Source organism: Hyphomonas sp. (assembly GCF_046313975.1).
GTDB lineage: Bacteria > Pseudomonadota > Alphaproteobacteria > Caulobacterales > Hyphomonadaceae > Hyphomonas.
In genome coordinates this window covers 47,792-69,778 of the sequence record NZ_JBKBXB010000013.1, presented here as the reverse complement: position 1 = coordinate 69,778, position 21,987 = coordinate 47,792, and the positions used below count along the sequence as shown (strand labels likewise).

Genomic DNA, 21,987 nt, shown 5'->3' with positions numbered 1-21,987 from the left:
AGGCGATTCCAGCTTTTTACAGGTCTTTGCCGAGGCGGGTTTCGAGTTCGTCGAGGAGGTTGCGGACGCGTTTGGCATTGGTGCCGAGGTCAGAGAGGCCGGTGCGGCTGACCGAGCGGACGTCGATGCGGACGCCTTCATCCACGGCGCGGATGCGGATGAGGATGTCGTCCCGTGTGCCGAACCAGAAGTTTTCTTCGGAGGCTTCGATGCGGCCTTCTTCGAGCTCGGCGAGAGTGAGGTGCCAGCCGCGGCGCTCGAGGGTGGCGAGGGCGGCGGCGAAGGCGGCTTCGGGGCTCGCGTCCATGACCAGTGGGGCGATGAGCGGGTATGGCGTCTGCTTCGGCGACTTGTGGACGCCGGGAATGTATTCGGCGGCTTCCTGCACATCGGCGACGCGCTGGCTGGCGAGGCCGGGCCAGCGGGCGGCGGCGGCTTCGGGGATGAGGGGATCGTCTTCGATCGGATTGGTGGCGCCGGTGGCTTCACGTTCGGTGATGAGGGCGTCGCTGGGGGCGATAGGATCAGACCAGTCGGTCTGGATGTCGTGCAGCGGCGGCTTCGCCTCGGCATTGAGCGTGGCGCCCGCAAAGCGCCCGGCGAGCGAGGCGCTGATGAAGAGGGCCGCGAAGGCGAGCATGAAGGCGCGCTTGCGCGGCGCCTTTGCGAGGGCGATGAGGAGGGCGGCGAGCGAGAGGAGGAGCGCGGCGCCGGCGACGTAGCGGCCAAGGCCCTGCCCCGGCGTGCCGATCAGCGTGTGGGCGCCCGTCTGCCAGTCCCACAGGCCGAAGCGCGTTCCGAGGGCGGCAAACGCGAACCAAAGGACACCGAGCAGCGAAACGATGAGGGCGGCGCCCGCGAAACGGCCGCGCCAGCCGGCGTTCTGATTTTCCATGCCTGCCTCCGGTATCGGCGCAACCCTATCTGCTTCCGCAGACGCAGCAATGAGGCGCTCTGTCAGGGGTGCGCCGGCGGAAAGGAGTGGCGCCGGTGGAGCACATCAAGGATCGCCATCGGTTCATTCACGAATCTCCGGCCCTGATGGCTCGCCGCCCTGAGGTCTCCGGGCGCGTCATCGGCAAGGACCAGCACGGGCAGAGACTGGTTCGCCTCGCCGATCAGGGCAATAACCTCGGCACGCGGCCGGGGAAACGCGATACGGCGGACTTCGAGATTGGCCCCGAGATGCGGAAAGGAGGCGAGAACACCTTCCATCAGCGCGCAGTGCCAGCAGTAGAATTCCTGTCCCGGCAGGGCCGGATCGGAAAAGCCCGGCTTCAGCAGGAACAGGATATCTCTTGGCACGGAGGATCTTTCTCAGGCGGTGGGCAGTTTGTAGTCCTTGAAGGTTTCGCGCAGGGCCAGCTTGTTGATCTTGCCGGTGGCGCCGAGGGGGATGTTGTCGACGAACTGGACATCATCGGGCGTCCACCATTTGGCGATCTTGCCTTCGAGGCTGGCGAGGATTTCATCCTTGGTCGGATTTTCGCCGGGCTTGGGCTGGACGATCAGCAGCGGGCGCTCGTCCCATTTCGGATGGTAGATGCCGATGGCGGCCGCATTGGCGACCTTGGGATGGCCGACAGCGATGTTCTCGATGTCGATGGAGGAGATCCACTCTCCGCCCGACTTGATGACATCCTTGGCGCGGTCGGTGATGACCATGGTGCCGATCTCGTCGATGGTGGCGACGTCGCCGGTGTCGAACCAGCCTTCAGAGTCGAGGACATGGCCGCCAGCGCCCTTGAAATAGCCGCCGGCGATGGCGGCGCCGCGGACCATGAGGCGGCCGGAAGTCTTGCCGTCGCGCGGCAATTCCTTGCCGTCATCATCGACCAGACGCAGCTCGACGCCGAAGGGCGGGCGGCCCTGTTTCAGCTTCTGCTTCATGCGCGTGTCGATATCGGCCTCGACCATGTGCGGCGGCAGGGCGCCGAGCGTGCCGAGGGGCGAGGTTTCGGTCATGCCCCAGGCGTGGACGACATCGACTTCATAGTCTTCCTCGAAGGCGCGCAGGATACGCTCCGGGATGGCCGAGCCGCCGATCAGGACTTTCTTGAGGTAAGGCAGTTTGAGATTGTTCTGCTGCAGGTGGGTGAGCAGCATCAGCCAGACGGTGGGCACGGCGGCGGTGATCGAGACTTTCTCGTTGGTGAGGAGTTCGTAGATCGAGGCGCCGTCCATCTGCGCGCCGGGCATGACCATGTTGGCGCCGGTTGCCGGACACGAGAGCGCGAGGCCCCAGGCATTGGCATGGAACATCGGCACGACCGGCATGACCGAGTCCGCCGAGCCCATGCCCATGGCGTCCTTGCCCATGGTGACGAGCGTGTGCAGCACGTTGGACCGGTGGGAATAGAGCACGCCCTTGGGATTGCCCGTGGTGCCGGAGGTGTAGCAGAGGCCGCAGGCGGTATCTTCCGGGAAGTCGCCCCAGCGGACATTCCGGCTGCGCCCGTCGATCCAGATGTCGAACGGGATCGCGCCGAGCTTGTTCTCGGGCATCGTGTCGGCACCGGCATAGATGACGAAGGTTTTCACCGTTTCAAGTTGCCCTCGGATGGCTTCGACGATGGGCAGGAAGGTCTTGTCGAAGACGAGGACCTTGTCTTCGGCATGGTTGGCGATCCAGGCGATCTGGTCCGGGTGGAGGCGCGGGTTGATCGTGTGCAGCACCGCGCCGATGCCCATGGCGCCATACCAGGTGGCCATGTGGCGTTCGGAGTTCCAGCCGAGGGTGGCGACCCGGTCGCCGAGGCCGATGCCTTCGTCCTTCAGGGCGGTGGAGACCTGCTTGGCCATGTCGTAGAGCTGCGCATAGGTGATGCGCGTGATGTTGCCCTCGACCCGGCGCGTGATGATCTCGCGGTCGCCATGTTGCAGGCGCGCATGTTCGAGGATCTTGTCCACGGTCAGCGGCCAGTCCTGCATCAGTCCCTTCATGTTCCTACTCCTCCGGATTTGACGGCGCTGCCCGGGGAAATGCCCGGGCGCGCCTTGTGATTTTGCAGCGCCCTGTCTATTCGGGCATCGGCGCTGACGCAAGGAAAGGACGGGAAGATGAGGGCTGTTCTGATAGGACTTACCGCCGCGGCACTGCTGGCGGGGTGCACGGATGCGCCGCAGGTGGAGGCTGCCGCGGAGGTGGCGGTGGCGGCGGAAACGCCCCTGACGGTGGAGATGCCACCCCTGCCCGGCCTGTTCGATTGCCTGCGCAAGTCCGGCGGCGTGGTGGTGGCCGCGCACCGGGGCGGCGGGGCGGCCGGCTATCCGGAGAATGCGATCGAGACGATGGCCTACGGGCTGGAGCGGGGCATCCGCGTGTTCGAGGTGGACGTGGCGACGAGCCGGGACGGCGTCCTGTTCCTGCACCATGATGACCGGTTCGGGCGCACGTCGGACGCCACGGGCTATGTTTCGGATACGAAATGGGCGGATATTGCGCGCGTCCGGCTGAAGGATACCGAGGGCGCGGTGACGGACTTCAACCCGCCGAAGCTGACCGACGCGCTGATCTGGGCGAAGCAGAATGGCGCGATCCTGGAGCTGGACCGCAAGAAGACGACCGGCTTCCGCGAGATTGTCGAAGCGGTGAAGGCGGCGGACGCGGCGGCGAACGTGATCATGATTTCCTACAATGACGAGGAAGCCGCCGAGATTGCGCGGCTGGACGCCGGCCTGATGATGACCGCCTCGGCGCGCGGCGGGCGCGATATCCAGCGGCTGGAAGGGCTCGGCGTTGACCGTACACGGATCATCGCCTGGACGGGCACCGAGCGGCCGGACCCGCCGGCCTTCGAGCGGCTGGTTCGGGAAGGCGTGGAGCCGGCCTTTGGCACGCTGGGGCGCAAGGGCGAGCGGCTGGACGATCTCTACTGGGCGGACGGCGACGGCGTGGAATACCAGCGGCTTGTGGATGACGGCGTGGTGCTGATCGCGACGGATGAGCCGTATCGTGTGGCGGACTGGCTGGAGGCGGATGATGCCGGCTGGGCGGCGTGTGTGACGAAGTAGGGCTCTCTCCCCTTCGTCATCCCGGCGAAAGCCGGGACCCAGTTCAAACGCCGTATAATCTGTCTTGTCTGGGTCCCGGCTTTCGCCGGGATGACAAGGTTATTGGGCTCTCGGCTTTCGCACGATCAGCCAGAGCCAGGCGAGCAGGATCGGTGAGCCGAGTTCGATCAGCATGCCGGCGGATTGTTGCGGGGTGCCGGGGCCGAGCGCGGTTTGCGAGAGGAAGCGGCCGATGCCGCCGATGACGAGCGCGGCGCAGATGAGGGCCATCAAGGTGAAGTGGCGCTCGATGTTTGGGATGGCATACCAGAGCAGCAGCGTGACGAGGATGTAGACGCCCGACATGTATCTGTACTGATTATCCACGGCGGCGGAAACGGCCGCAGCCGGATCAGCGCCGGCCATGCCGCTCATCAGGCCCATGACGGCGAAGGCAAGCGGGATAAGCGAGAAGAGACCGAGGACGATCTGCAGGCCGAGTTTCATGTATTCCCCCAGTGATACTTTTTACGGATAGAGGCGGACTGTCGCCCAGCCTTCGCTGTCCTTGCGGCAGAATTTCAGGCGGTCGTGCATGCGGAAGGCCTGGTCCTGCCAGAATTCGATTTCGGTGGGCGTGAGGCGGTAGCCGCCCCAGAAGTGCGGACGCGGAATATCCGGGCCGTCGCCATAGATGGTGGAAACCTCGGCGACGCGCTGTTCGTAGGTGGCGCGCGACGCCATCGGGCGGGACTGGTCTGAGGCGATGGCGCTGATGCGGCTCTGGGCGGCTCGGGTGGCGAAATAGGCGTCGGCCTCGGCATCGGTGACACGGGTGACGGAGCCGCGGATGCGGACCTGGCGGCGCACGCTTTTCCAGTGGAAGCAGAGCGCGGCCTGCGGCTGGCCGGCGAGCTGGACGCCCTTGGCGCTTTCAAGGTTGGTGAAGAAGGTGAAGCCGCCGCCTTCGAGGCCTTTCAGGAGGACGATGCGGACATCCGGGCGGCCATCGCCGTCGACCGTGGCGAGCGACATGGCGTTGGCGTCATTCGGCTCGGCGGCCCGGGCATCCGCCATCCAGGCCTCGAACAGGGCGAAGGGGTCGGCAGTGTCCGGGATCAGCGGGCGGTCGCCAGAGGCGGCGTATTCGGCGGCGCTGGGCGTCGGCGGGAGGATTGAGGAGGACATGGGCATCGCCCCTTTGGCGCAATTTGGCGTTCTTCGCGATTTCATATAGGAGGCTGGCGATCACCGCGAGGGCGCAGGCTGTCACATGTCGCATAACACGTTCGGGCATCTTTTTCGTGTCACCACCTGGGGCGAGAGCCATGGGCCGGCGCTGGGCTGTGTGGTGGACGGGTGCCCGCCGGGGCTGAAGCTGGATGCGGGCTGGATCCAGGGCTTCCTCGACAAGCGGCGGCCGGGAACCTCTCGCTTCGTGACGCAGCGGCAGGAAGCCGATGAGGTGAAAATCCTCTCCGGCGTGTTCGAAGATGACCGGACCGAGGGACAGGTGACGACCGGGACGCCGATCAGCCTGATGATCGAGAATACCGATCAGCGTTCGAAGGATTACCGCGAGATCCGGGACCGCTACCGGCCCGGCCATGCGGACTATGCCTATGATGCGAAATACGGCGTGCGCGACTATCGCGGCGGCGGGCGCAGCTCCGCGCGGGAGACAGCCGCAAGGGTGGCGGCGGGCGCCGTGGCGCGGCGGGTGCTGGGCGACGGGATCGTAATCCGGGGCGCAGTGGTGCAGATCGGGCCGCACATGATCGATCCTGAAAGCTGGTCCTGGGACGAGACGCTGACCAATCCCTTCTGGTGCCCGGACGCGAAGATGGCGGCGCAGTGGGAGCAGTTCCTGGACGAGACGCGCAAGGCGGGATCGTCGGCGGGCGCAATTGTCGAAGTGCATGCGAGCGGCGTGCCGGCCGGATGGGGCGCGCCGGTCTATGGCAAGCTGGACTCGGAACTCGCCGGCGTGATGATGAGCATCAATGCGGTGAAGGGCGTGGAGATCGGCGCGGGCTTTGCCTCGGCCGCAATGAGCGGCGAAGAGAATGCCGACGAGATGCGCGCGGGCAATGCCGGGCCGACATTCCTGAAGAACAACAATGGCGGCGTCGCGGGCGGGATTTCGACCGGGCAGGATATCGTCGTGCGCATCGCGGTGAAGCCGACGTCTTCGATCCTGAACGAAGTGCGCTCCGTAACGCGGGACGGCGAGGAAGTGGATGTGCGTACCATCGGGCGGCATGACCCATGCGTGGGCATCCGCGCCGTGCCGGTGGCCGAGGCGATGATGGCCTGCGTGCTGGCGGACGCGATGCTGCGCCACAGGGGCCAGACCGGGCGCTGACGTAAAACATTCATACAACTTCCATCGCCTGCAAATGGGCCGTCTGCTAGGCAACGCCTACGGGTTCATTGCGTGGGGAGTAACCGGCCATGATGCTGGGCGGGCTGGAATTGTTTGCGCTGATCGGCTTCCTGATCGCGGCCTATTCGATTGTTGCGAATGACGCGATCCAGACGCTGGGCACGTTCCTGTCTTCAAACAGCCGGCAGCCCTGGTGGATCCTCTGGCTGTATGCCTGCTCGATCATCGTGGCGGTGATGCTGTACGGTTATTTCGTGCTCAATTCCGACATTGCCTTCGGGCGGCTGAACCGGATTCCCTATCCGGAGACCGGGATCGAATGGTGGCATGCCCTGCCCCCGGCTGTACTGCTGGTCCTGACGCGGTTCGGCATTCCGGTCTCGACGACCTTCCTTGTGCTGACGATCTTTACCCTGACGGGCGGCGCGGCGACCGAGGGTGTGCTGTTCGACATGCTGATCAAGTCCGGCGTCGGCTATATCGTGGCGCTGTTTGCCGGCGGGCTGGTCTACTTTGCCGTTGCCAACAGCTGGGAGCGGTGGATTCATTCGACACTGGACCGTCCGGTCCCGATCTTCTGGGTGATCCTGCAATGGTGTTCGACGGCGTTCCTGTGGTCGCAATGGCTGATCCAGGATCTCGCGAACATCTTCGTCTTCCTGCCCCGCCAGACAATCCAGAACGGCGAAGGCACGCAGGTGTTCTTCGATCCCTGGCTGCTGGTGTTCACGACGGTGGTGATGCTGGTGCTGCATGCCTGGATCTTTGCGACGCGCGGCGGTGAGATCCAGAAGATCGTCCTGTCCAAGACCAATACGAAGGATATCCGCGCGGCGACGCTGATCGACTTCATCTATGGCCTGATCCTGTTCGTGTTCAAGGATATCAGCGATGTGCCGATGTCGACGACCTGGGTGTTCCTCGGCCTGCTGGCGGGGCGCGAGATCGCCATTTCCTACATGTCCGGCCTGCGTTCGCGCCGGGAAGCCGCGTTTGATGTGGCCACGGATGTGGCGCGGGCGGGCTTCGGCCTCGTTGTCTCTGTCGTGCTGGCGGTCGGCCTGCCCTGGGCGGCGACGGGGGCTTTCCCCAAGTTCTGAAACAGAAAACCCCGGCACGTTCTGTGCCGGGGTTCTCCTTATCGATCCGTATCCGGATGATCAGAAGCGGAAGACGCCGCCGATCGAGAACACGTCTGCTTCGGCGTCGTCGCCCTCAAAACGCGTCGCGTCGGCACGGATGCCGAAGCTGTCGGTGATGAAGAACTTGCCGCCGACACCGTAGGCGAGGCCGTCCACGTCAGCCGAGGCGCTGCCGAGACCCGGGGCGCTGGCGCTGAACGAGGTGGTGGCATAGCCGAGACGGCCGAACAGTTCGAGACGGTCAGCAACCGGAGCCCGCAGGACGCCGAAGCCCCCGAAGGAGTTGTCAAGCTCGACGGTGGCCGGGCCGACATTCGTGTCGTCGATGCCAAACGAGGCTTCTGCTTCAGCGCCGAGATAGCGGTTGAAGAAGTAGGTGCCGCGGGCGGTGATCGCGCCGAGGTCGCCGGCATCGCCGTCGACATGCGAATAGGCGCCGCTCAGTTCGAGGTTGCCCTGGGCAACAGCGACCGGAGCGACAGCAGCGATGGCGAGGATGGAAGCGAGTGCAAGTTTCATTATTTTTCTCCGTACTCTGCGCAACTGCGCGCCGCAGAGGTAGCGACTGGAATCGCCGTCGCCAGCTTGCGATGCAGTAATGTTCGGGGATTGGGAGCGCGGTGTGACCGTCCGGCCACAGATTATGAAAGCGATTTAATCTTGAATTTCACAGCCTGTGCCAACAGGGCACGGGCGGCGCCAGATTGTGACTTTTGTGAGGAAAGCGAGGGTTTCGCCTTCCTTAACAAATCCGAGTGATTCCAGGGCCTCGGTCGCGTTCCATGCGAGATAGTCGCGGTAATAGGGTTCGTGGAATCCGTGCGGGAAATATTCGAGCAGGCCGTCGAGTGAGGGATAGTCGCCGAACTGCACGCTGTCGGCGAGAATGAACAGGCCTCCGGGCATCAGTACACGGAATATCTCCGCAAGTACGCGCGGGCGCACGTCGGCGGGAAGCTCATGGAAAAGGAAGATCGAGACAGCGATGTCCTGCGAGGCAGTGGCGAGCGGCATCGCCTCGGCGGCTTCGTGCAGGATGGCGGCGTTGCGGCGCGCGGCGAGGCGCTTGCGGGCCGCGTCGGTATAGGTGGGCGACAGGTCGAGGCCGGTGACGTTCAGTTTCGGCCAGACGCCGAGCACGGTTTCGAGGAAGCGGCCATTGCCGCAGGCGACATCGAGGAGGCGCTTCGTGCGCTGGTCGCGGCCTTTCAGTTCGCGGGCGATTTCGGCGAGTGCAGCGCGGCGCATGGCATCCGCGGTGCCGGAGAAGAGGGCTTCGACCTGGGTGTCGTAAAGCTCCGCGCTTTCTTCAGTGAACCAGCCGCCGGACTGGTAGTGGAAATTCTGGAGGTAGTAGTCCGGGTAGCGGTTGGTGCCCTCCGGGACGAGGGCCTGCACTTCATCTGCGGCGCGGGTGATGCGGCGGCGGTTGACCTCTGCGGCGTCGCGCAGGAAGGCGCGGGCGGAACCGAGGGCGCGCGGCAGGGCTTCGAGGCGCAGGTCCTCCGGCGCGGGGTAGAGGCCGGCTTCGACATTGGCACGGTCCTGCCGGAACAGGCGGAAGTAGGCACGGCGGAGTTCGGCCAGGTCCGGGCGGCCGTGCTCGGGGCGGAATTCCGGCTCGCCGGGGCGGGCAAGGTCGCCGGCGGCGCTGCGGGCGGCCTGAAACTGGGCCGTATACCAGGCCGAACGCAGCCCCTGCCCGGCGGCGTAACGGGCCCGGGCTGCAGTCCTGGCGGCGGTTTCGAACAGTCCCATGGCGGGGAATATGTGGCCGGCGGAGGCCCGGGTCCAGCCTTCAGGCTCCGTTCAGGTTGGCGGGGGCAGTCTTGGCCCTGATGATGGCGGACCTTGCTGTGCTGCCGAAGGAGATGTGGTGATGCTGAAGACAACGATTGCAGCGGGCAGCCTTGGCCTACTGGCCCTGACGCTGCCGATGGAAGCGCAGGCGCAGTATGGCGCCTACCCTTATGGCGGGCCTGTGCAGAACACGGCCTGCGAGCGCCAGAAATCCGACAATGGCACCGCCGGCACGGTGGTTGGCGCGCTCGCCGGCGCCCTGATCGGCGGTGCCATCGGCAACAATATCGAGAATGACCGCCACTATACGAAATATAACCGCTGGGGCCGCCCGGTCGGCCATTACACCGAAGGCCGCAGCGAATCGGGCAACGTGGCCGTCGGCGCGGTGCTGGGCGCAGTGGTGGGCGGCGCAGCGGGCAACTCGATTGGCAAGAGCAGCAGCGGGAACTGCATGGTCGCCTATGCGCCGCAATCCTACAGCGCCTATCCGCAGGGTTCGATCCCGCGCACGACGGACGGGCTGTATGGCGGGCCGGAAGTTATGCGCGGACCTGGCGGCTATGCCCCGCCGCCGGTGCAGCAATATCCTTCGAGCTATCCGGCACCGGGGCCGGCTTATCCTCAGTACCCGGATTATGGCAGCCAGCCTGCCTATCCGCAGCAAGGGCGGGATTGCCGTGTCATCCACCGCGAGACGCGGATGCCGGATGGCAAGGTGCAGACCGATCCGGTGACGGCCTGCTGGAATGAGTATGCCCGCGAATGGCGTGTGCAGGACGGCTATTCCGACGACCTCTACGGCGGATACTAGGACTACCTCCGGCGCGCCAGGACCAGCCATTCCCGATTTCCATCACCCCCAGCAATCGGACTTGGAACTGGCGCGCCGGACACCCACCCTTCCCCTTCGAGGAATGACAGGAAAGCGCTGAGCGCGTTTTCTGTGGCTGCGTCGTCCGTGACAATGCCGCCCTTGCCGACATTTTCGGGGCCAACTTCGAATTGCGGTTTGAACAGGGCGATCAGTGTGGCCTGCGGCGCAGCGAGCGCGAGGGGGACGCTGAGGACCTTGGCGAGCGAGACGAAGCTCAGATCACTGACGATCAGCTGAGGCGCAGCGCCGAGCTGTGCGGGCGTGAGGTCTCGGGCATTGGTGCGTTCGAGGGAAGTGACGCGTGGATCGGCGTCGATCTTCGGGTGGAGCTGGCCGTGGCCGACATCGACCGCGATGACGCGGGCTGCGCCGCGGGACAGGAGGACATCGGTGAAGCCGCCGGTGGATGCGCCGAGATCGAGACAAATCAAACCGGCGGGATCGACGCCGAAGGCATCGAGCGCGTGGGCGAGTTTCAGGCCGCCGCGTGAGACGTAGGGGTGCGCTGCTTCGGCGGTGATGACGGCGCTGCGGGAGAGCGGGTCTGCCGGGCGCGCGATCTTTTTACCGTCCGCTGTGACGAGGCCAGCGGCAATGGCAGCCTGCGCGGCGGCGCGGCTGGCATAGTGGCCGAGGGCGACGAGCATGCGGTCGGCGCGGTCTTTTTCTGGCAGTTCAGGGTCTGACATGGCGGGAGACTGCCCTATACTCGTTCCGGAATCGACAGGAGACCTGACATGACCCGCCTCGTTCTTGCCGCCGCCAGCGCCCTTGTGCTCGGCGCATGCGCCCATCAGGGCCCCCATGATCATCATGCCCATCACAGCCCGCAGGGCCACAGCTCCGCCATGATGCACGCGCCGGTGGACGGTCCCTCATCAGATGTGAAGGAGCCGGCCAAGGCAGCCGCGACGATCATCGGGAGCGAAGGCGTGGAGATCGGCTGGGCAACGTTTGAACAGGGGCCAATCGGCGTGCTAATCCGGATGGAGATCGGCGCGGGCGGACTGACGCCGGGCTGGCACGGGCTACACCTGCACGAGATCGGCGATTGCTCTGATGTCGGCGCGTTCCAGCTGTCCGGTGGCCATCACGGCAAGGAAGAAGGCGCGCACGGCCTGATGAACCCTGACAAAGGACCGGAGCCGGGCGACTTGCCAAACCTGTGGGCCGCGGCAGACGGATCGGCGGGATATGAAGCGTTCACGCTGCTGACGGAACTGGCGCCGGCACTGGGCGGGGATGGATTGTCGATCATCGTTCACGCCAATGAAGATGATCACCGCACGCAACCCATCGGCGGGGCCGGACCGCGCGTGGCGTGCGGCGTGGTAACGCGCACCGGAGACTGACGGCACTTGCGCGCGGCGTGGCGCAGCGCCACTCTCGCCGGAAAGATGATCCGGGGAGGACGCCTATGAACCGCCTGTCACGCCGCGCCATGCTGGCCGGAAGCACTGCCACGCTTGCGCTTGCCGCCTGTGCGCCGCGAACGTCGAAGGATGAGCCGGCCGCGGTGGTCGCGCCGGAGCTCATGGACGGGACGGCGATGGCGGCGGCCATTGCGGCCGGCGAGACCACGGCGCGTGAACAGGTGGAAGCGGCGATTGCGCGCGCGCAGGCAGTGGAGCCGCAGATCAACGGCATTGTGACGGAGACCTATGAGTCTGCGCGCTCGGACGCGTCGGGCCTGCTGACCGGGGCGTTTGCGGGCGTGCCGAGTTTCATCAAGGACCTGATCGACTGGCGCGGCGCGCCGACCTTGGCAGGCAGCCGGGGCCTGGAAGGCCATGTGGCGACCGGCGACAATGTGTTCGCGTCGAAATGGCGCCGGGCGGGGATCGTGTCGCTGGGCAAGTCCGCAACGCCGGAAGCGGGGCTGATTTCTTCGACCGAGCCTCTTTCGAACGGGCCGACGCGCAATTCGTGGGATGTGTCGCGGATACCGGGTGGTTCTTCGGGCGGCGCGGCAGCGCTGGTGGCGGCGCGGGTGGTGCCGTTTGCGCATGCGAGCGATGGCGGCGGGTCGATCCGGATTCCGGCCTCGACCTGTGGTTTGTTCGGGCTGAAACCGTCGCGTGACCGCCTGCCTTACAGCGAGCCGGGCGCAGCTGCGCCGCCGATCCAGATTTCGGTGAACCATGCAGTGACGATCAGCGTGCGGGATTCGATTGCACTGTTCCGCGCGGCAGAAGCGAATGATGGCACTTACCCGCTGCTGGGCGATGTCCAGCCGCTGACGCGCCGGCTGCGCATCGGGTTTGCGCCCGAGCCGATTGGCGGCACGCCGCTGCATGCCGATACGCGCGCGGCCATTGAGGATGTGGCGCAGCTCTGCCGGGAGTTGGGTCATACGGTGGTGGATTACACGCTGCCGATGGACGGACAGAAGTTCATGGACAGCTTCATTCTTTACTGGGCGTCCGGTGCGGCAATGTTTGCGCAGGAAGTGGCGGTGTTTTCCGGCAAGCCTGTTGGGCCGGAGATCGTCGAGCCCTGGACGCTGGGCCTTGCGGGGCTGGCGATGGCGCGGATGGGCGAGATTCCGGATGCGATTGCACACCTGCAGGCGTTCGAGGCGCAGTACGCGGCCTTCTTCGACTCGCTGGACGTGATCCTGACGCCGGTAACCGGCAGCCCGGCCATTCCGGTGGGCGAGCAGGCGCCGGACCGGGACTTCGACACGGTAATGGACAGCGTGCTGACCTTCGTTGCCTACACCGCGCCGATGAACGCGGCCGGGGCGGCCTCGATGAGCGTGCCGCTGGCCTGGTCGCCGTCGGGCCTGCCCATCGGCGCGATGTTTTCGGCCCGCAAAGGCGATGACGGGCTGCTGTTCGAGCTGGCGCTTGAACTGGAGGCAGCCCGGCCCTGGGCGAACCGGAAACCCGTGGTTACGGCGATCTGACGCAGGGAAACGGTTCGCCTGTAAAGCGAATACGGGGGCGGCATTAACCAAGATTCCGGGCTTGTTCGCCGGATTTAAAGGGCTCGCGCGTTAATTATTGCCGGCGCGAAAGATGACTCTCGCGTCATTCGCACCTATGTTACGTCCGCCTCCTCCCAGGAAAGAAGCCGCCCGTGAACCGCTCCATCAAGATCGCAGCTGCCATCCTGGCAGTTATCGTATTGTATTTCGGGGCACGCAGCCTGATGCGCGGGAGCATCAGCTCGGAAGTGGTCCAGCCGGAAGTATCAGCAGAAACGCCTGTGGCGGACGTCATCGTGGTAAAAGCCACGTCGCAGGTCCACGAACTTAAGATCACTGCCAAGGGGCGTACGGCGCCCGACAAGTCGGTGACGGTGAAATCCGGCACATCGGGCACGGTGGTGTCGACACCGGTGCGCGAAGGGACGTTCGTGAAGCGGGGCGCCCTGCTCTGCGCGCTGGACGTGGAAGCCCGCAGCGCCCGGGTGCTGGAAGCCGAAGCGGCACGTGATGCAGCGCGGGTGGATTTTGAAGCCGCGGTGGCTCTCGCAGCTAAGGGCCTTGCTCCGGCAAACCGGGAAGCCTCGGCGAAAGCGCAGCTGGATGCGGCGGAAGCTGCCGTGAACTCCGCCAAGGTCGAGCTTGGCCGTACTCAGATCCGGGCGCCGTTCGATGGTGTGTTCGAGCGCCGCCTGGCGGAAGCCGGTGACTATCTCGGGCCGGGCTCAGCCTGCGGCCTGCTGGTGGACATGGACCCGGTGATCGTGACGGCGGAAGTGACGGATGCGCAGGCAGGCCTTTTGCAGAGCGGCATGCCCGCGACGGTGCTGCTGGCGGATGGCAGGACCTTCCCGGCAAAGCTGCGCTATATTGCGCGCACGGCGAGCGGGCCGACGCGGACCTTCCCGGTTGAAGCTGAGATCAAGACGGGCGATGCGGTGGTGGCGGCCGGTGTGACGGCGACGCTGACGGTTCCGGCCGGGCAACTGCCGGCAACGCTGATCGCGCGCTCACTGCTGACGCTGTCGGACACGGGCGAACTGGGTGTGCGCCATGTGCTGGCGGACAACACGGTGCGGTTTGCGCCGGTGCGCGTGGTTGACGAGGCGCCGGAGGGCGCCTGGGTGACAGGGTTGCCGGAGACAGTGACGCTGGTGGCGATCGGTCAGGACTTTCTTGCCGACGGCGTGAAGGTGAAGCCGGTGATGCAGGGCGGAGCCCGGCCATGAACGCGCTGATTGATGGTGCCATCGGCCGGGCGAGGATGGTGATTGCCATCCTGATCTGCTCGGTTCTGGCGGGTGCCTATACTTACGTCAAACTGCCCAAGGAAGCGGACCCGGATATTCCGATCCCGTATGTGGCGATCACCGTGCCTCTGGCCGGTGTGACGCCGGAAGATGCCGAGCGCCTGCTCGTACGGCCGGTGGAGCAGGAAATCCAGTCGCTGGAAGGCCTGAAGACATTCCGCTCGTTTGGTGCGGAAGGCGCGGCGCAGCTGGTGCTTGAGTTCGAGATTGACGTCGATGTCGACCAGGCCGTGCTCGACGTCAAAGACAAGGTCGACATGGCCAAGCGCTACTTTCCGCAGGATGCGCGCGAACCGATCGTGACCGAATTCAATGCGGCGCAGTTTCCGGTGCTGGTGGTCAACATTTATGGTGACGCCCCGGAGCGCGGCATGGCGCGGATCGCGGAAGACCTGCGGGAAAGGCTGGAAGCAGACCCCGGCATTCTTGAGGCGCGCGTACAGGGAAAGCGCGAGGACCTGCTCGAGATTGTCATCGATCCGGTGAAGCTCGAGACCTATAATATCTCCTACCAGGAAATCTACGCGGTCGTTTCCTCCAACAACCAGCTGGTGCCTGCGGGTCAGATCGATACCGGACAGGGCAGCTTTTCGGTGAAAGTGCCGGGCATCATCCGCACCGGCGAGGACGCGCTGAACCTGCCGGTGAAGCGCACGGAAAACTCCGTCGTGACGCTGGCAGATGTTGCGGACGTGCGCCGCACGTTCAAGGACCCTACCGGGTTTGCGACCTTCAACGGCGAGAAGGCACTGCTGGTCGAAGTGGTGAAGCGCACAGGCGCGAACATTCTCGACACGGCAAACAATGTGCGCGCCATCGTGGATGATGAGAGCAGGAAATGGCCGGCGACTGTGCGCGCCGAGATCACGTCCGACATGTCGGAACTGATCGGCTCTCAGCTCGGCACGCTGCAAAGCTCGATCATGACGGCGATCGTCCTGGTGATGATCGTGGTCGTCGCCGCGCTCGGCATCCGATCGGCAACGCTGGTCGGTATTGCGATCCCGTCTTCCTTCGTGATCGCGTTCCTGTTCCTGGGTGCTTTCGGATACACGATCAACATGATGGTCATGTTCGGCATGGTCATCGCGGTCGGCATCCTTGTCGATGGCGGCATCGTTGTGACTGAATATGCCGACCGGAAGATGGCCGAGGGCCTAAGCCGGAAGGAAGCCTATGCGATGTCTGCCAAGCGGATGTTCTGGCCGGTGGTGTCCTCGACGCTGACGACGCTGGCGGCGTTCGTGCCATTCCTGTTCTGGAACTCGATGCCGGGCAAGTTCATGGCTTACCTGCCACTTACGCTGATTTTCGTTCTGACGTCTTCGCTGATTGTCGCGCTGATCTTCCTGCCAGTGCTGGGCACGGTCATCGGCGGCCGAGCAGGCGGCACGGACGAAAACCTTGCGGCGCTGGCCGCGGGCGGCGATCCGCGCAAGGCGAAGGGCTGGATCGGCGCCTATGTGAAGGTGGTTTCCGAAACCGTGAAACGCCCGCTGATCACGACCGCAGCTGTGTTCGCGGCGGTGATCTCGATCTTCATCTGGTTCGGGTCCGAGCAGCACAAGACCGAATTCTTCCTGGATGTCGAGCCGGAGCAGGCTTTCGTGTACGTGCAGGCACAAGGCGCACTGTCGGAAGTGGAAAAGGCGCAGCTTGTCAGGGTCGCCGAAGACGCTATTTCGGACGTGTACGGACTGTCTGCGATTTCGACACGCACAGGCAGCGGGTCATCCAGCTCGAGGTTTGAGGGCGGCGGCAGCAGCCCACAAGACACGATCGGCCAGATTCTTCTGGACATCAATACAACCGCTGACGGCCCGTATGATGCGCGCAAGACGCTGGAGGAGGTACGCGCGCGCCTGTCAGCGGTGCCGGCGCTACGCTTCCAGATCAGCCCGCGTGAACAGGGCCCGCCCGGTGGCAAGGACATCCAGGTTGCGTTGTTGAGCAACAACTCGGCGGAGCTTGACCGCGCGGCGACGCTGCTGCGCGACTGGCTGGAAGCCCGAAATGACGTGATCGAGATTGACGACTCGCGGCCCCTGCCTGGCGTGGAGTATCAGCTGACGGTGGACCGCGCCGAAGCCGGCAAGTTCGGTGTCGACGTAGCGCAGATCGGCGCGGCAGTGCAGCTTGTCACTAATGGTGTGCTTGTCGGCCGGTTCCGCCCGGATGATGCGAATGAGGAAGTCGATATACGCGTGCGCTTCCCGGAAGGCGACCGTTCGGCATCGGCCATCGATACGCTGCGGATTGCGACGCCGCAAGGTAACGTGCCGCTTTCACTGTTCGTGACGCGCGACCCGGCGCCGCGCATCAGCCAGATCGAACGCCGCGATGGCCGGCGCGTGATCGACGTGCGCGCAAACGCGAAGGAACAGGGCACAGGCGCGGCGATTGTTGCCGAGCTGAAGACCTTCCTGGCAGAGCAGAGCCTGCCCACAAGTCTCGAAGTGCGCTTCGAGGGCGCCGATGAAGACACGGCCGAAGCCGGCGCCTTCTTCGCCGGGGCGGCGCTGGCGGCGCTGTTCATGATGGGTGTGATCCTGCTGTGGCAGTTCAACAATTTCTGGCAGGTAGCGCTGACACTGTCGGCCGTGATCATCTCGACAGCCGGCGTGCTCGTCGGCGTGAACCTGATCCTGCCATATGTCAGTATCCTGATGCTCGGTACGGGGATCGTCGCGCTGGCGGGTGTTGTTGTGAACAACAACATCATCCTGATCGACACGTTCAACCGCCTGAAGGAAGACGGGCGCTCGTCAGAGGATGCGGCGATTGCCACGGCAGCGCAGCGCATCCGTCCGATCCTGCTGACTACGTTCACGACCGTGTGCGGCCTGTTGCCGATGATCATCCAGATGAACGTGAATTTCCGCGAAGGCGCGATCAATTTCGGTGGCGCAAGCTCCGAATGGTGGGTGCAGCTGGCAACGGCCGTGGTGTTCGGCCTCGCCTTTTCGACGATCATCATCCTGCTGGTAACGCCGACCTGGCTGCTGGTGCCGGACCGGTTCCAGCGCGTGTCGTCGCGGCTCTGGCAGAAGGTCCGCCAGAAGCGGGACGGTGCCCTTGAGGCAGATCCGTCCTACGCCGCGAATGATACACTGCCGGCGCACCGGACACTGCCACCTGCCGCCGAGTAGGCCCTACCAGGGCAGCGTCTTGCCTTCGAAGTCGAAGAAGCGGAGCTCTTTCGAAGGGCCCGATCCGGTGATGACCTTGAAAAGCCCGGCCGCACTGTCGGCGGGCTCGACCGGTGCATTCTCGCCGCCCATGTCGGTTTTTACCCAGCCGGGATGAAGGGCGAGCAGCGTGATGCCGTGTTCGGCAAGTGTGTGCGCCGCCGTCCGCAGGCCCATGTTGAGGCCGGCTTTCGACACCCGGTAGGCAAGGCCGAAACCCATGGTCGTGTTCTGGATCGACCCGAGCTGGCTGGAGAGAGCGGCGGCGACCTTTTCTTTCCCGGCAATCAGGTTCGGCGTCAGGCCGTCGAGCAGGCAGATCGGCGCAATCGTGTTCACGCGCAGCATCAGCTCGAACCGGTCATAGTCGAGCGTCCCGATCGGGGCGCGGTCTCCAAGGCCGGCATTGTTGATGAAATAGTCGATGGGCCGGCCGGCAAGCTCCATGACGAACTGGCCGATGGAGGCGGGATCGGACACGTCCAGGCGGTAGCACTCCGCGCCCGTTTCGACGAGGTCGCCGGCTTCAAACAGGTTTCGCGCCGTCGCGATGACATCATGCCCTTGCTTTTTGAACTCTCGTACGAGCGCAAGGCCGATGCCGCGATTGGCGCCGGTGATGAGGGTGGTTGGCATCGGGGGTCTCCGCAGCGGAATGCCGGCGGATCCTAGGCGTGCGGCGTGATCCGGTAAACTGCCGTCGCGGTCATCACGGTCTTTTCGCCGGCTGTGGCGGTGCCACCCGTGAACAGGATGGTGCGCGTCTTGCGGTCGATACGGGGCGTGTAGCGCAGGCTCCCCGGGTCGGCTGCGGTTGCGGAAACGTCAAACGTGACGGAGACGAGATCGACCGCGTCCGGGGCGCAGGCCCGCTCGGCATCGGCGCGGATCGCCTGCATCAGGCGCAGGGCAATGGCTTCGTCGGGCTTCGTGACCAGGGTGTCGCTCATATCAGTCTCCACGGACGCAGACGCGCTGTAGCGGGATAGGCCAGAAAAGAAAAGGGCCGCCCTTGCGGACGGCCCGGTACTTCTGAAACGGCACGAAGACCAGATGGGTCTGTATAGCAGTACCGGATCGCGTCGCGGGACCAGCGCGTTAAGCGGCGCGCACCTCTTTCCCGCGGGCCGGCGATCCCGCGAGGCTCATCAGGTCGCCCAGATGGCCTATGTCATTCATGCCGTGTACGGATTGCATCCAGCTGCCGATGGACGGCAGGAGCGTACCGATGGCCTTGTGATCAAGGCCGGCATCCTGGAGTGCGGAAATCATGGAGACGTTGACATACCGGCGTCCACCGGGGGTCTGCTCGATCAGGCGCGCGATGTCGCCCGTGGGGGCGCCGATCTCTGCACCGGTCCGCGCGGCAAGCGTGCGCGCGCCGGGAACCTTTTTGAACACGATATCAGCGAGCGGGCTGCCCTGGCGCTCTGCGCCGTTGAGGACAATGCCCAGTGCACGCTCTGCAACAGGTGTCGCGAGTCCATTGCTGCTAGCGATGTGCACGATCAGATCAATCATCATTGGCAACTGCACTCCTGAGGTCAATGGCCTCGCGACGAGGTCACTCTTCGCCGCGCGTGGTTTCCGGAAAGTTACCCGCGTGAACTTTTTTTCACGCCGGATGAAGAAACCGATTAAAGCGCGTTAGGTGTCAGTAAACAGAAGCCGCGTTTTTGTTTACGCTTGCTGTAATGTTGGCGAAGATGACACCCAGATGAGGAGTTCGACATGATCCGGATCGGCATTCTGGGGGCGGCGAAGATCGCGCCGAAAGCAGTGATCGTGCCCGCATCGAAGCGCGCGGATTGCTCTGTCGTGTGTGTCGCTGCGCGCGACGGCGAGAAAGCGCGGGCTTATGCGGGCGAACATGGCATTCCCGAATGGGAAGCAAGCTATGAAGCCCTGATCGCACGGCGCGACATTGACCTCATCTACAATGCCCTGCCCCCGCACCGGCATATGGACCTGACCATCGCGGCGCTGGAAGCGGGCAAGGCCGTGCTGTGCGAGAAGCCGTTCGCGATGAATGCACGCGAGGCGCGGGCGATGACCGAAGCGGCGGCGCGCTCCGGGCGTCCGCTGGTGGAGGCTTTCCATTACCGCTTCCATCCGATGTTCGAAGAAATCCTGCGGCAGGTCAACGAGGGCGCCATCGGCAAGCTGTGCGCGGTCCGCGCGGAATTTTCCGTGGCGATCAAATACCGGCCGGGAGAGCTGCGGCATGATCCGGCGCTCGGCGGGGGCGCGCTGATGGATCTCGGATGCTACGCGCTGCACTGGGCGCGCACCGTGGCGGGATCAGAGCCGGAGGTGAAGTCCGCGTCCGCGCGCCTCAGCGAGCATGGCGCCGATCTGGTGACAGAGGCGAACCTGGAATTCCCCGGCGGCGTGCCCGCTAAGGTGCGCACCTCGATGATGCCGGGGCAGCGCTTCAAGGCGCTGCTCGCGCTGCAAGGCACAGAGGGCGTTCTGGTGGCGCGCAATCCTCTGCATCCGTCGCTGGGGAGTTCGATCACGATCCGGCGCGGCCTGTCGATCCGGCGTTACAGCGTGGAGGGGCAGACGACCTATGACCACCAGCTGGCGCACATGATTGATGTGATGAAAACAAATGCCCCGCCTTTGACGGGCGGGGCAGATGCGGTGGCCAACATGGCGCTGATCGATGCGGTGTATGCGGCGGCGGGTGTGAACCGTCCGGCTTGAGGTCAGGCGGCGTCCTGCGCCATTTCGATCCATTCCTCGACCTCGTCCTCGTGCAGCACCTGATCGTCGCGCAGCACGCGCTCGCCTTGCGGTGTGGTGAGGAATTCGGTCGCGAGTTCGAACACGGTTCGCGCCGAGGCATTCGCGAGATCGTCGCGGCTGGTGATGCCGGCGCCGACGAGCAGTTGGGCGTCGTGAACGCGCAGGCCGGGCACTTCGAGCATCAGCTGCGTCTGGTCCTGCCAGGTGCGGATCGCTTCGGACGTGATGTGGCGGACATTGAGCTCGAGCTCGACCATGTCCGGATCGCAATCGAGCAGGTCACCGATTGTTGTGATGCCGGCGCGGGCGAGTTGTTTCGCCGTCTTGCGGCCAATGGACGGCGCATCGACGACCGGGCTGTCGAGTTCGAATGCGGCGAGGCGGCGCGGCGCGGCGGAGTCTGCTTCTTCTGCGGCCTCAGCTTCGGCCGGCTCAGCTTCGGCTTCGATTTCTGCTTCGGGCTCCGGCGCCGTGTTGCGTTTGCGTGTGCCGAACAGGCCGCGCGCGGGCACGGCTGTCGAGTCGCGGCGGGCAATCTCGGCAAGCTCCGTAGGCGGCAGATCGTCCGGCATGGCGACGGCTTCGGCTTCGGTCAGTTCCAGTTCGGGTTCTTCCGGCGGGCGGTTTTCGTTCAGCCTGCCGATGGGCGCGGGCTCTTCGGCGTCAAGCTGTTTAAGCGGGATGCGCCGCACTTCCTTTGCGTGCATCGCGCGGATGGCCTTGTCATCGTCCGGCAGGGTCTTGATGACCTTCCCGGTCTTCTGGAACTCGGCATACATCCGCTCCACCGTGCGCTTGTCAGCGGCATTCTCGAGCTTCGCCGTGATCCAGCGCAGCGGGATGTCGAGCGTTTCGATATAGCCCTGCAGCGTCAGGTTCACCTTCGGCGGCGAGACGGCTGCCTCCTCCGCCGCGCGCGTAAGGATGGCGGCGAAGCCGGCAGTGGCGTAGGCGATAAGGTCAGTGATCGCGGCGAGCATCGTCTCGTCGAGACCCGAGGGGGGATCGGCGACGCCGGCATCGAGGTCGTAGTGATCGATGAAGGTGAAATAGTGCGCGTTGCTGAGCAGCGCGCCCTCGCGCACCATTTCCGAGACGAAGCCGAGGCCGTCCGGGATTTCGATTTCAGGGTAGCCGTTCGCCTCGATGCGCGCGTCGATTTCCGGGCGGGATTTCGCGATGCTCCATTCCACGGCGCGGTGGATGATACCTTCGGCCTCGGTCTGGCCGGTGTGGAAGGGCTGGATCGGGTCGGCGTAATAATGGCTGAGCACGCCGAGGGCATAGGCCGCTTCGCTCCAGCGCTTGCGGCGCAGAAGATCGACCGCGCGGGCATACCATTCGGTGGCCGCAGCGCGCGCGCCGCCCCATTCGCCTTCGCCGACATGCAGGACGTGGTTCTTGAAATCCTTGAACTTTGCGTCCGGCGCCTTGGCGCCTTCCAGCAGGTGTTCATGGTGCACCAGGAACAGCGATTTCCAGGCCTCGCCCTGCTCCCCGCCGATCAGCGAGAGGGCATCGAAGGCGATGTAATGGTGCGTCGAGCGGCAGCGGTGATTGCGGATCACGCGTTCGAGCAGCGTCATGGCGAAATTCCTGAAGTTTCGAGTC

General features: G+C 64.8%; 21 protein-coding genes. 9 read left to right on the top strand and 12 right to left on the bottom strand.

The window, feature by feature from the left end; all coding sequences use genetic code 11:
• Nucleotides 1-16 precede the first annotated feature (16 nt).
• From ACK4TE_RS06895 to ACK4TE_RS06885, 3 genes are all read right to left on the bottom strand, one after another.
• On the bottom strand, nucleotides 17-895 hold the full coding sequence (locus ACK4TE_RS06895) for a DUF1499 domain-containing protein (protein ID WP_409910758.1): 879 nt from the start codon (nucleotides 893-895) through the stop codon (nucleotides 17-19).
• A gap of 62 nt (nucleotides 896-957) precedes the next feature.
• The gene (locus ACK4TE_RS06890) at nucleotides 958-1,305 is read right to left on the bottom strand and encodes a DUF3088 domain-containing protein (RefSeq protein WP_409910757.1); all 348 of its coding nucleotides are present in this window, start codon (nucleotides 1,303-1,305) and stop codon (nucleotides 958-960) included.
• 12 nt (nucleotides 1,306-1,317) lie between these two features.
• Complete coding sequence (locus ACK4TE_RS06885) at nucleotides 1,318-2,943, bottom strand: long-chain-fatty-acid--CoA ligase (protein WP_409910756.1); 1,626 nt, start codon at nucleotides 2,941-2,943, stop codon at nucleotides 1,318-1,320.
• A 117-nt stretch (nucleotides 2,944-3,060) separates the two neighbouring features.
• On the opposite strand from ACK4TE_RS06885, the gene ACK4TE_RS06880 reads away from it, so the two are divergent.
• A complete protein-coding gene (locus tag ACK4TE_RS06880; RefSeq protein WP_409910755.1) occupies nucleotides 3,061-4,014 on the top strand; it encodes a glycerophosphodiester phosphodiesterase family protein in 954 nt (317 codons plus the stop codon).
• Nucleotides 4,015-4,113: 99 nt separating this feature from the next.
• Here ACK4TE_RS06880 and ACK4TE_RS06875 read toward each other — a convergent pair whose 3' ends face one another.
• Both ACK4TE_RS06875 and pdxH read right to left on the bottom strand, forming a co-directional pair.
• Complete coding sequence (locus ACK4TE_RS06875; protein WP_409910754.1) at nucleotides 4,114-4,500, bottom strand: DUF4345 domain-containing protein; 387 nt, start codon at nucleotides 4,498-4,500, stop codon at nucleotides 4,114-4,116.
• A gap of 21 nt (nucleotides 4,501-4,521) precedes the next feature.
• Entirely contained in the window at nucleotides 4,522-5,181 is a 660-nt protein-coding gene (gene pdxH / locus ACK4TE_RS06870) for a pyridoxamine 5'-phosphate oxidase (protein WP_409910753.1), read from the bottom strand.
• Nucleotides 5,182-5,266: 85 nt separating this feature from the next.
• On the opposite strand from pdxH, the gene aroC reads away from it, so the two are divergent.
• Nucleotides 5,267-6,358, top strand: a complete 1,092-nt coding sequence (aroC, locus tag ACK4TE_RS06865) for a chorismate synthase (protein WP_409910752.1) — start codon at nucleotides 5,267-5,269, stop codon at nucleotides 6,356-6,358.
• Nucleotides 6,359-6,447: 89 nt separating this feature from the next.
• Nucleotides 6,448-7,479, top strand: coding sequence for a hypothetical protein (locus ACK4TE_RS06860; RefSeq protein ID WP_409910751.1), 1,032 nt, complete (start codon nucleotides 6,448-6,450; stop codon nucleotides 7,477-7,479).
• A gap of 60 nt (nucleotides 7,480-7,539) precedes the next feature.
• Here ACK4TE_RS06860 and ACK4TE_RS06855 read toward each other — a convergent pair whose 3' ends face one another.
• Together ACK4TE_RS06855 and ACK4TE_RS06850 are read right to left on the bottom strand one after the other, a co-directional pair.
• Nucleotides 7,540-8,040, bottom strand: coding sequence for an outer membrane beta-barrel protein (locus ACK4TE_RS06855; protein WP_409910750.1), 501 nt, complete (start codon nucleotides 8,038-8,040; stop codon nucleotides 7,540-7,542).
• Between the two features lie 135 nt (nucleotides 8,041-8,175).
• A complete protein-coding gene (locus tag ACK4TE_RS06850) occupies nucleotides 8,176-9,279 on the bottom strand; it encodes a class I SAM-dependent methyltransferase (protein WP_409910749.1) in 1,104 nt (367 codons plus the stop codon).
• A gap of 121 nt (nucleotides 9,280-9,400) precedes the next feature.
• On the opposite strand from ACK4TE_RS06850, the gene ACK4TE_RS06845 reads away from it, so the two are divergent.
• Nucleotides 9,401-10,135, top strand: coding sequence for a glycine zipper domain-containing protein (locus tag ACK4TE_RS06845; RefSeq protein ID WP_409910748.1), 735 nt, complete (start codon nucleotides 9,401-9,403; stop codon nucleotides 10,133-10,135).
• Nucleotides 10,136-10,137: 2 nt separating this feature from the next.
• Here ACK4TE_RS06845 and ACK4TE_RS06840 read toward each other — a convergent pair whose 3' ends face one another.
• Nucleotides 10,138-10,887 (bottom strand): TlyA family RNA methyltransferase, encoded by a 750-nt coding sequence (locus ACK4TE_RS06840; protein ID WP_409910747.1) that lies wholly within the window; start codon nucleotides 10,885-10,887, stop codon nucleotides 10,138-10,140.
• Nucleotides 10,888-10,935: 48 nt separating this feature from the next.
• On the opposite strand from ACK4TE_RS06840, the gene ACK4TE_RS06835 reads away from it, so the two are divergent.
• The 4 genes from ACK4TE_RS06835 to ACK4TE_RS06820 all read left to right on the top strand — a co-directional run bounded on the left by ACK4TE_RS06835 (nucleotide 10,936) and on the right by ACK4TE_RS06820 (nucleotide 17,586).
• Nucleotides 10,936-11,550, top strand: a complete 615-nt coding sequence (locus ACK4TE_RS06835; protein ID WP_409910746.1) for a superoxide dismutase family protein — start codon at nucleotides 10,936-10,938, stop codon at nucleotides 11,548-11,550.
• A 65-nt stretch (nucleotides 11,551-11,615) separates the two neighbouring features.
• Nucleotides 11,616-13,106: an amidase gene (locus ACK4TE_RS06830; RefSeq protein WP_409910745.1), complete on the top strand. Its 1,491-nt coding sequence runs from the start codon at nucleotides 11,616-11,618 to the stop codon at nucleotides 13,104-13,106.
• Between the two features lie 173 nt (nucleotides 13,107-13,279).
• The gene (locus ACK4TE_RS06825) at nucleotides 13,280-14,356 is read left to right on the top strand and encodes an efflux RND transporter periplasmic adaptor subunit (RefSeq protein WP_409910744.1); all 1,077 of its coding nucleotides are present in this window, start codon (nucleotides 13,280-13,282) and stop codon (nucleotides 14,354-14,356) included.
• Nucleotides 14,353-17,586 (top strand): efflux RND transporter permease subunit, encoded by a 3,234-nt coding sequence (locus tag ACK4TE_RS06820; protein ID WP_409910743.1) that lies wholly within the window; start codon nucleotides 14,353-14,355, stop codon nucleotides 17,584-17,586. The genes ACK4TE_RS06825 and ACK4TE_RS06820 overlap by 4 nt, the downstream gene beginning before the upstream one ends.
• A gap of 3 nt (nucleotides 17,587-17,589) precedes the next feature.
• Here ACK4TE_RS06820 and ACK4TE_RS06815 read toward each other — a convergent pair whose 3' ends face one another.
• The 3 genes from ACK4TE_RS06815 to ACK4TE_RS06805 all read right to left on the bottom strand — a co-directional run bounded on the left by ACK4TE_RS06815 (nucleotide 17,590) and on the right by ACK4TE_RS06805 (nucleotide 19,149).
• Nucleotides 17,590-18,261 carry an SDR family oxidoreductase gene (locus ACK4TE_RS06815; RefSeq protein ID WP_409910742.1) on the bottom strand — a complete coding sequence of 224 codons (672 nt, stop codon included), beginning with the start codon at nucleotides 18,259-18,261 and terminating at the stop codon, nucleotides 17,590-17,592.
• Between the two features lie 32 nt (nucleotides 18,262-18,293).
• Nucleotides 18,294-18,575 carry a hypothetical protein gene (locus ACK4TE_RS06810; protein WP_409910741.1) on the bottom strand — a complete coding sequence of 94 codons (282 nt, stop codon included), beginning with the start codon at nucleotides 18,573-18,575 and terminating at the stop codon, nucleotides 18,294-18,296.
• 148 nt (nucleotides 18,576-18,723) lie between these two features.
• Nucleotides 18,724-19,149 carry a hypothetical protein gene (locus tag ACK4TE_RS06805; RefSeq protein WP_409910740.1) on the bottom strand — a complete coding sequence of 142 codons (426 nt, stop codon included), beginning with the start codon at nucleotides 19,147-19,149 and terminating at the stop codon, nucleotides 18,724-18,726.
• Nucleotides 19,150-19,356: 207 nt separating this feature from the next.
• Here ACK4TE_RS06805 and ACK4TE_RS06800 point away from each other — a divergent pair, with 207 nt between their 5' ends.
• A complete protein-coding gene (locus tag ACK4TE_RS06800; protein ID WP_409910739.1) occupies nucleotides 19,357-20,334 on the top strand; it encodes a Gfo/Idh/MocA family protein in 978 nt (325 codons plus the stop codon).
• Nucleotides 20,335-20,336: 2 nt separating this feature from the next.
• Here the strand turns inward: ACK4TE_RS06800 and ACK4TE_RS06795 are convergent, their stop codons facing one another.
• Nucleotides 20,337-21,962, bottom strand: a complete 1,626-nt coding sequence (locus ACK4TE_RS06795; RefSeq protein ID WP_409910738.1) for a DUF4332 domain-containing protein — start codon at nucleotides 21,960-21,962, stop codon at nucleotides 20,337-20,339.
• Nucleotides 21,963-21,987: the final 25 nt, after the last annotated feature.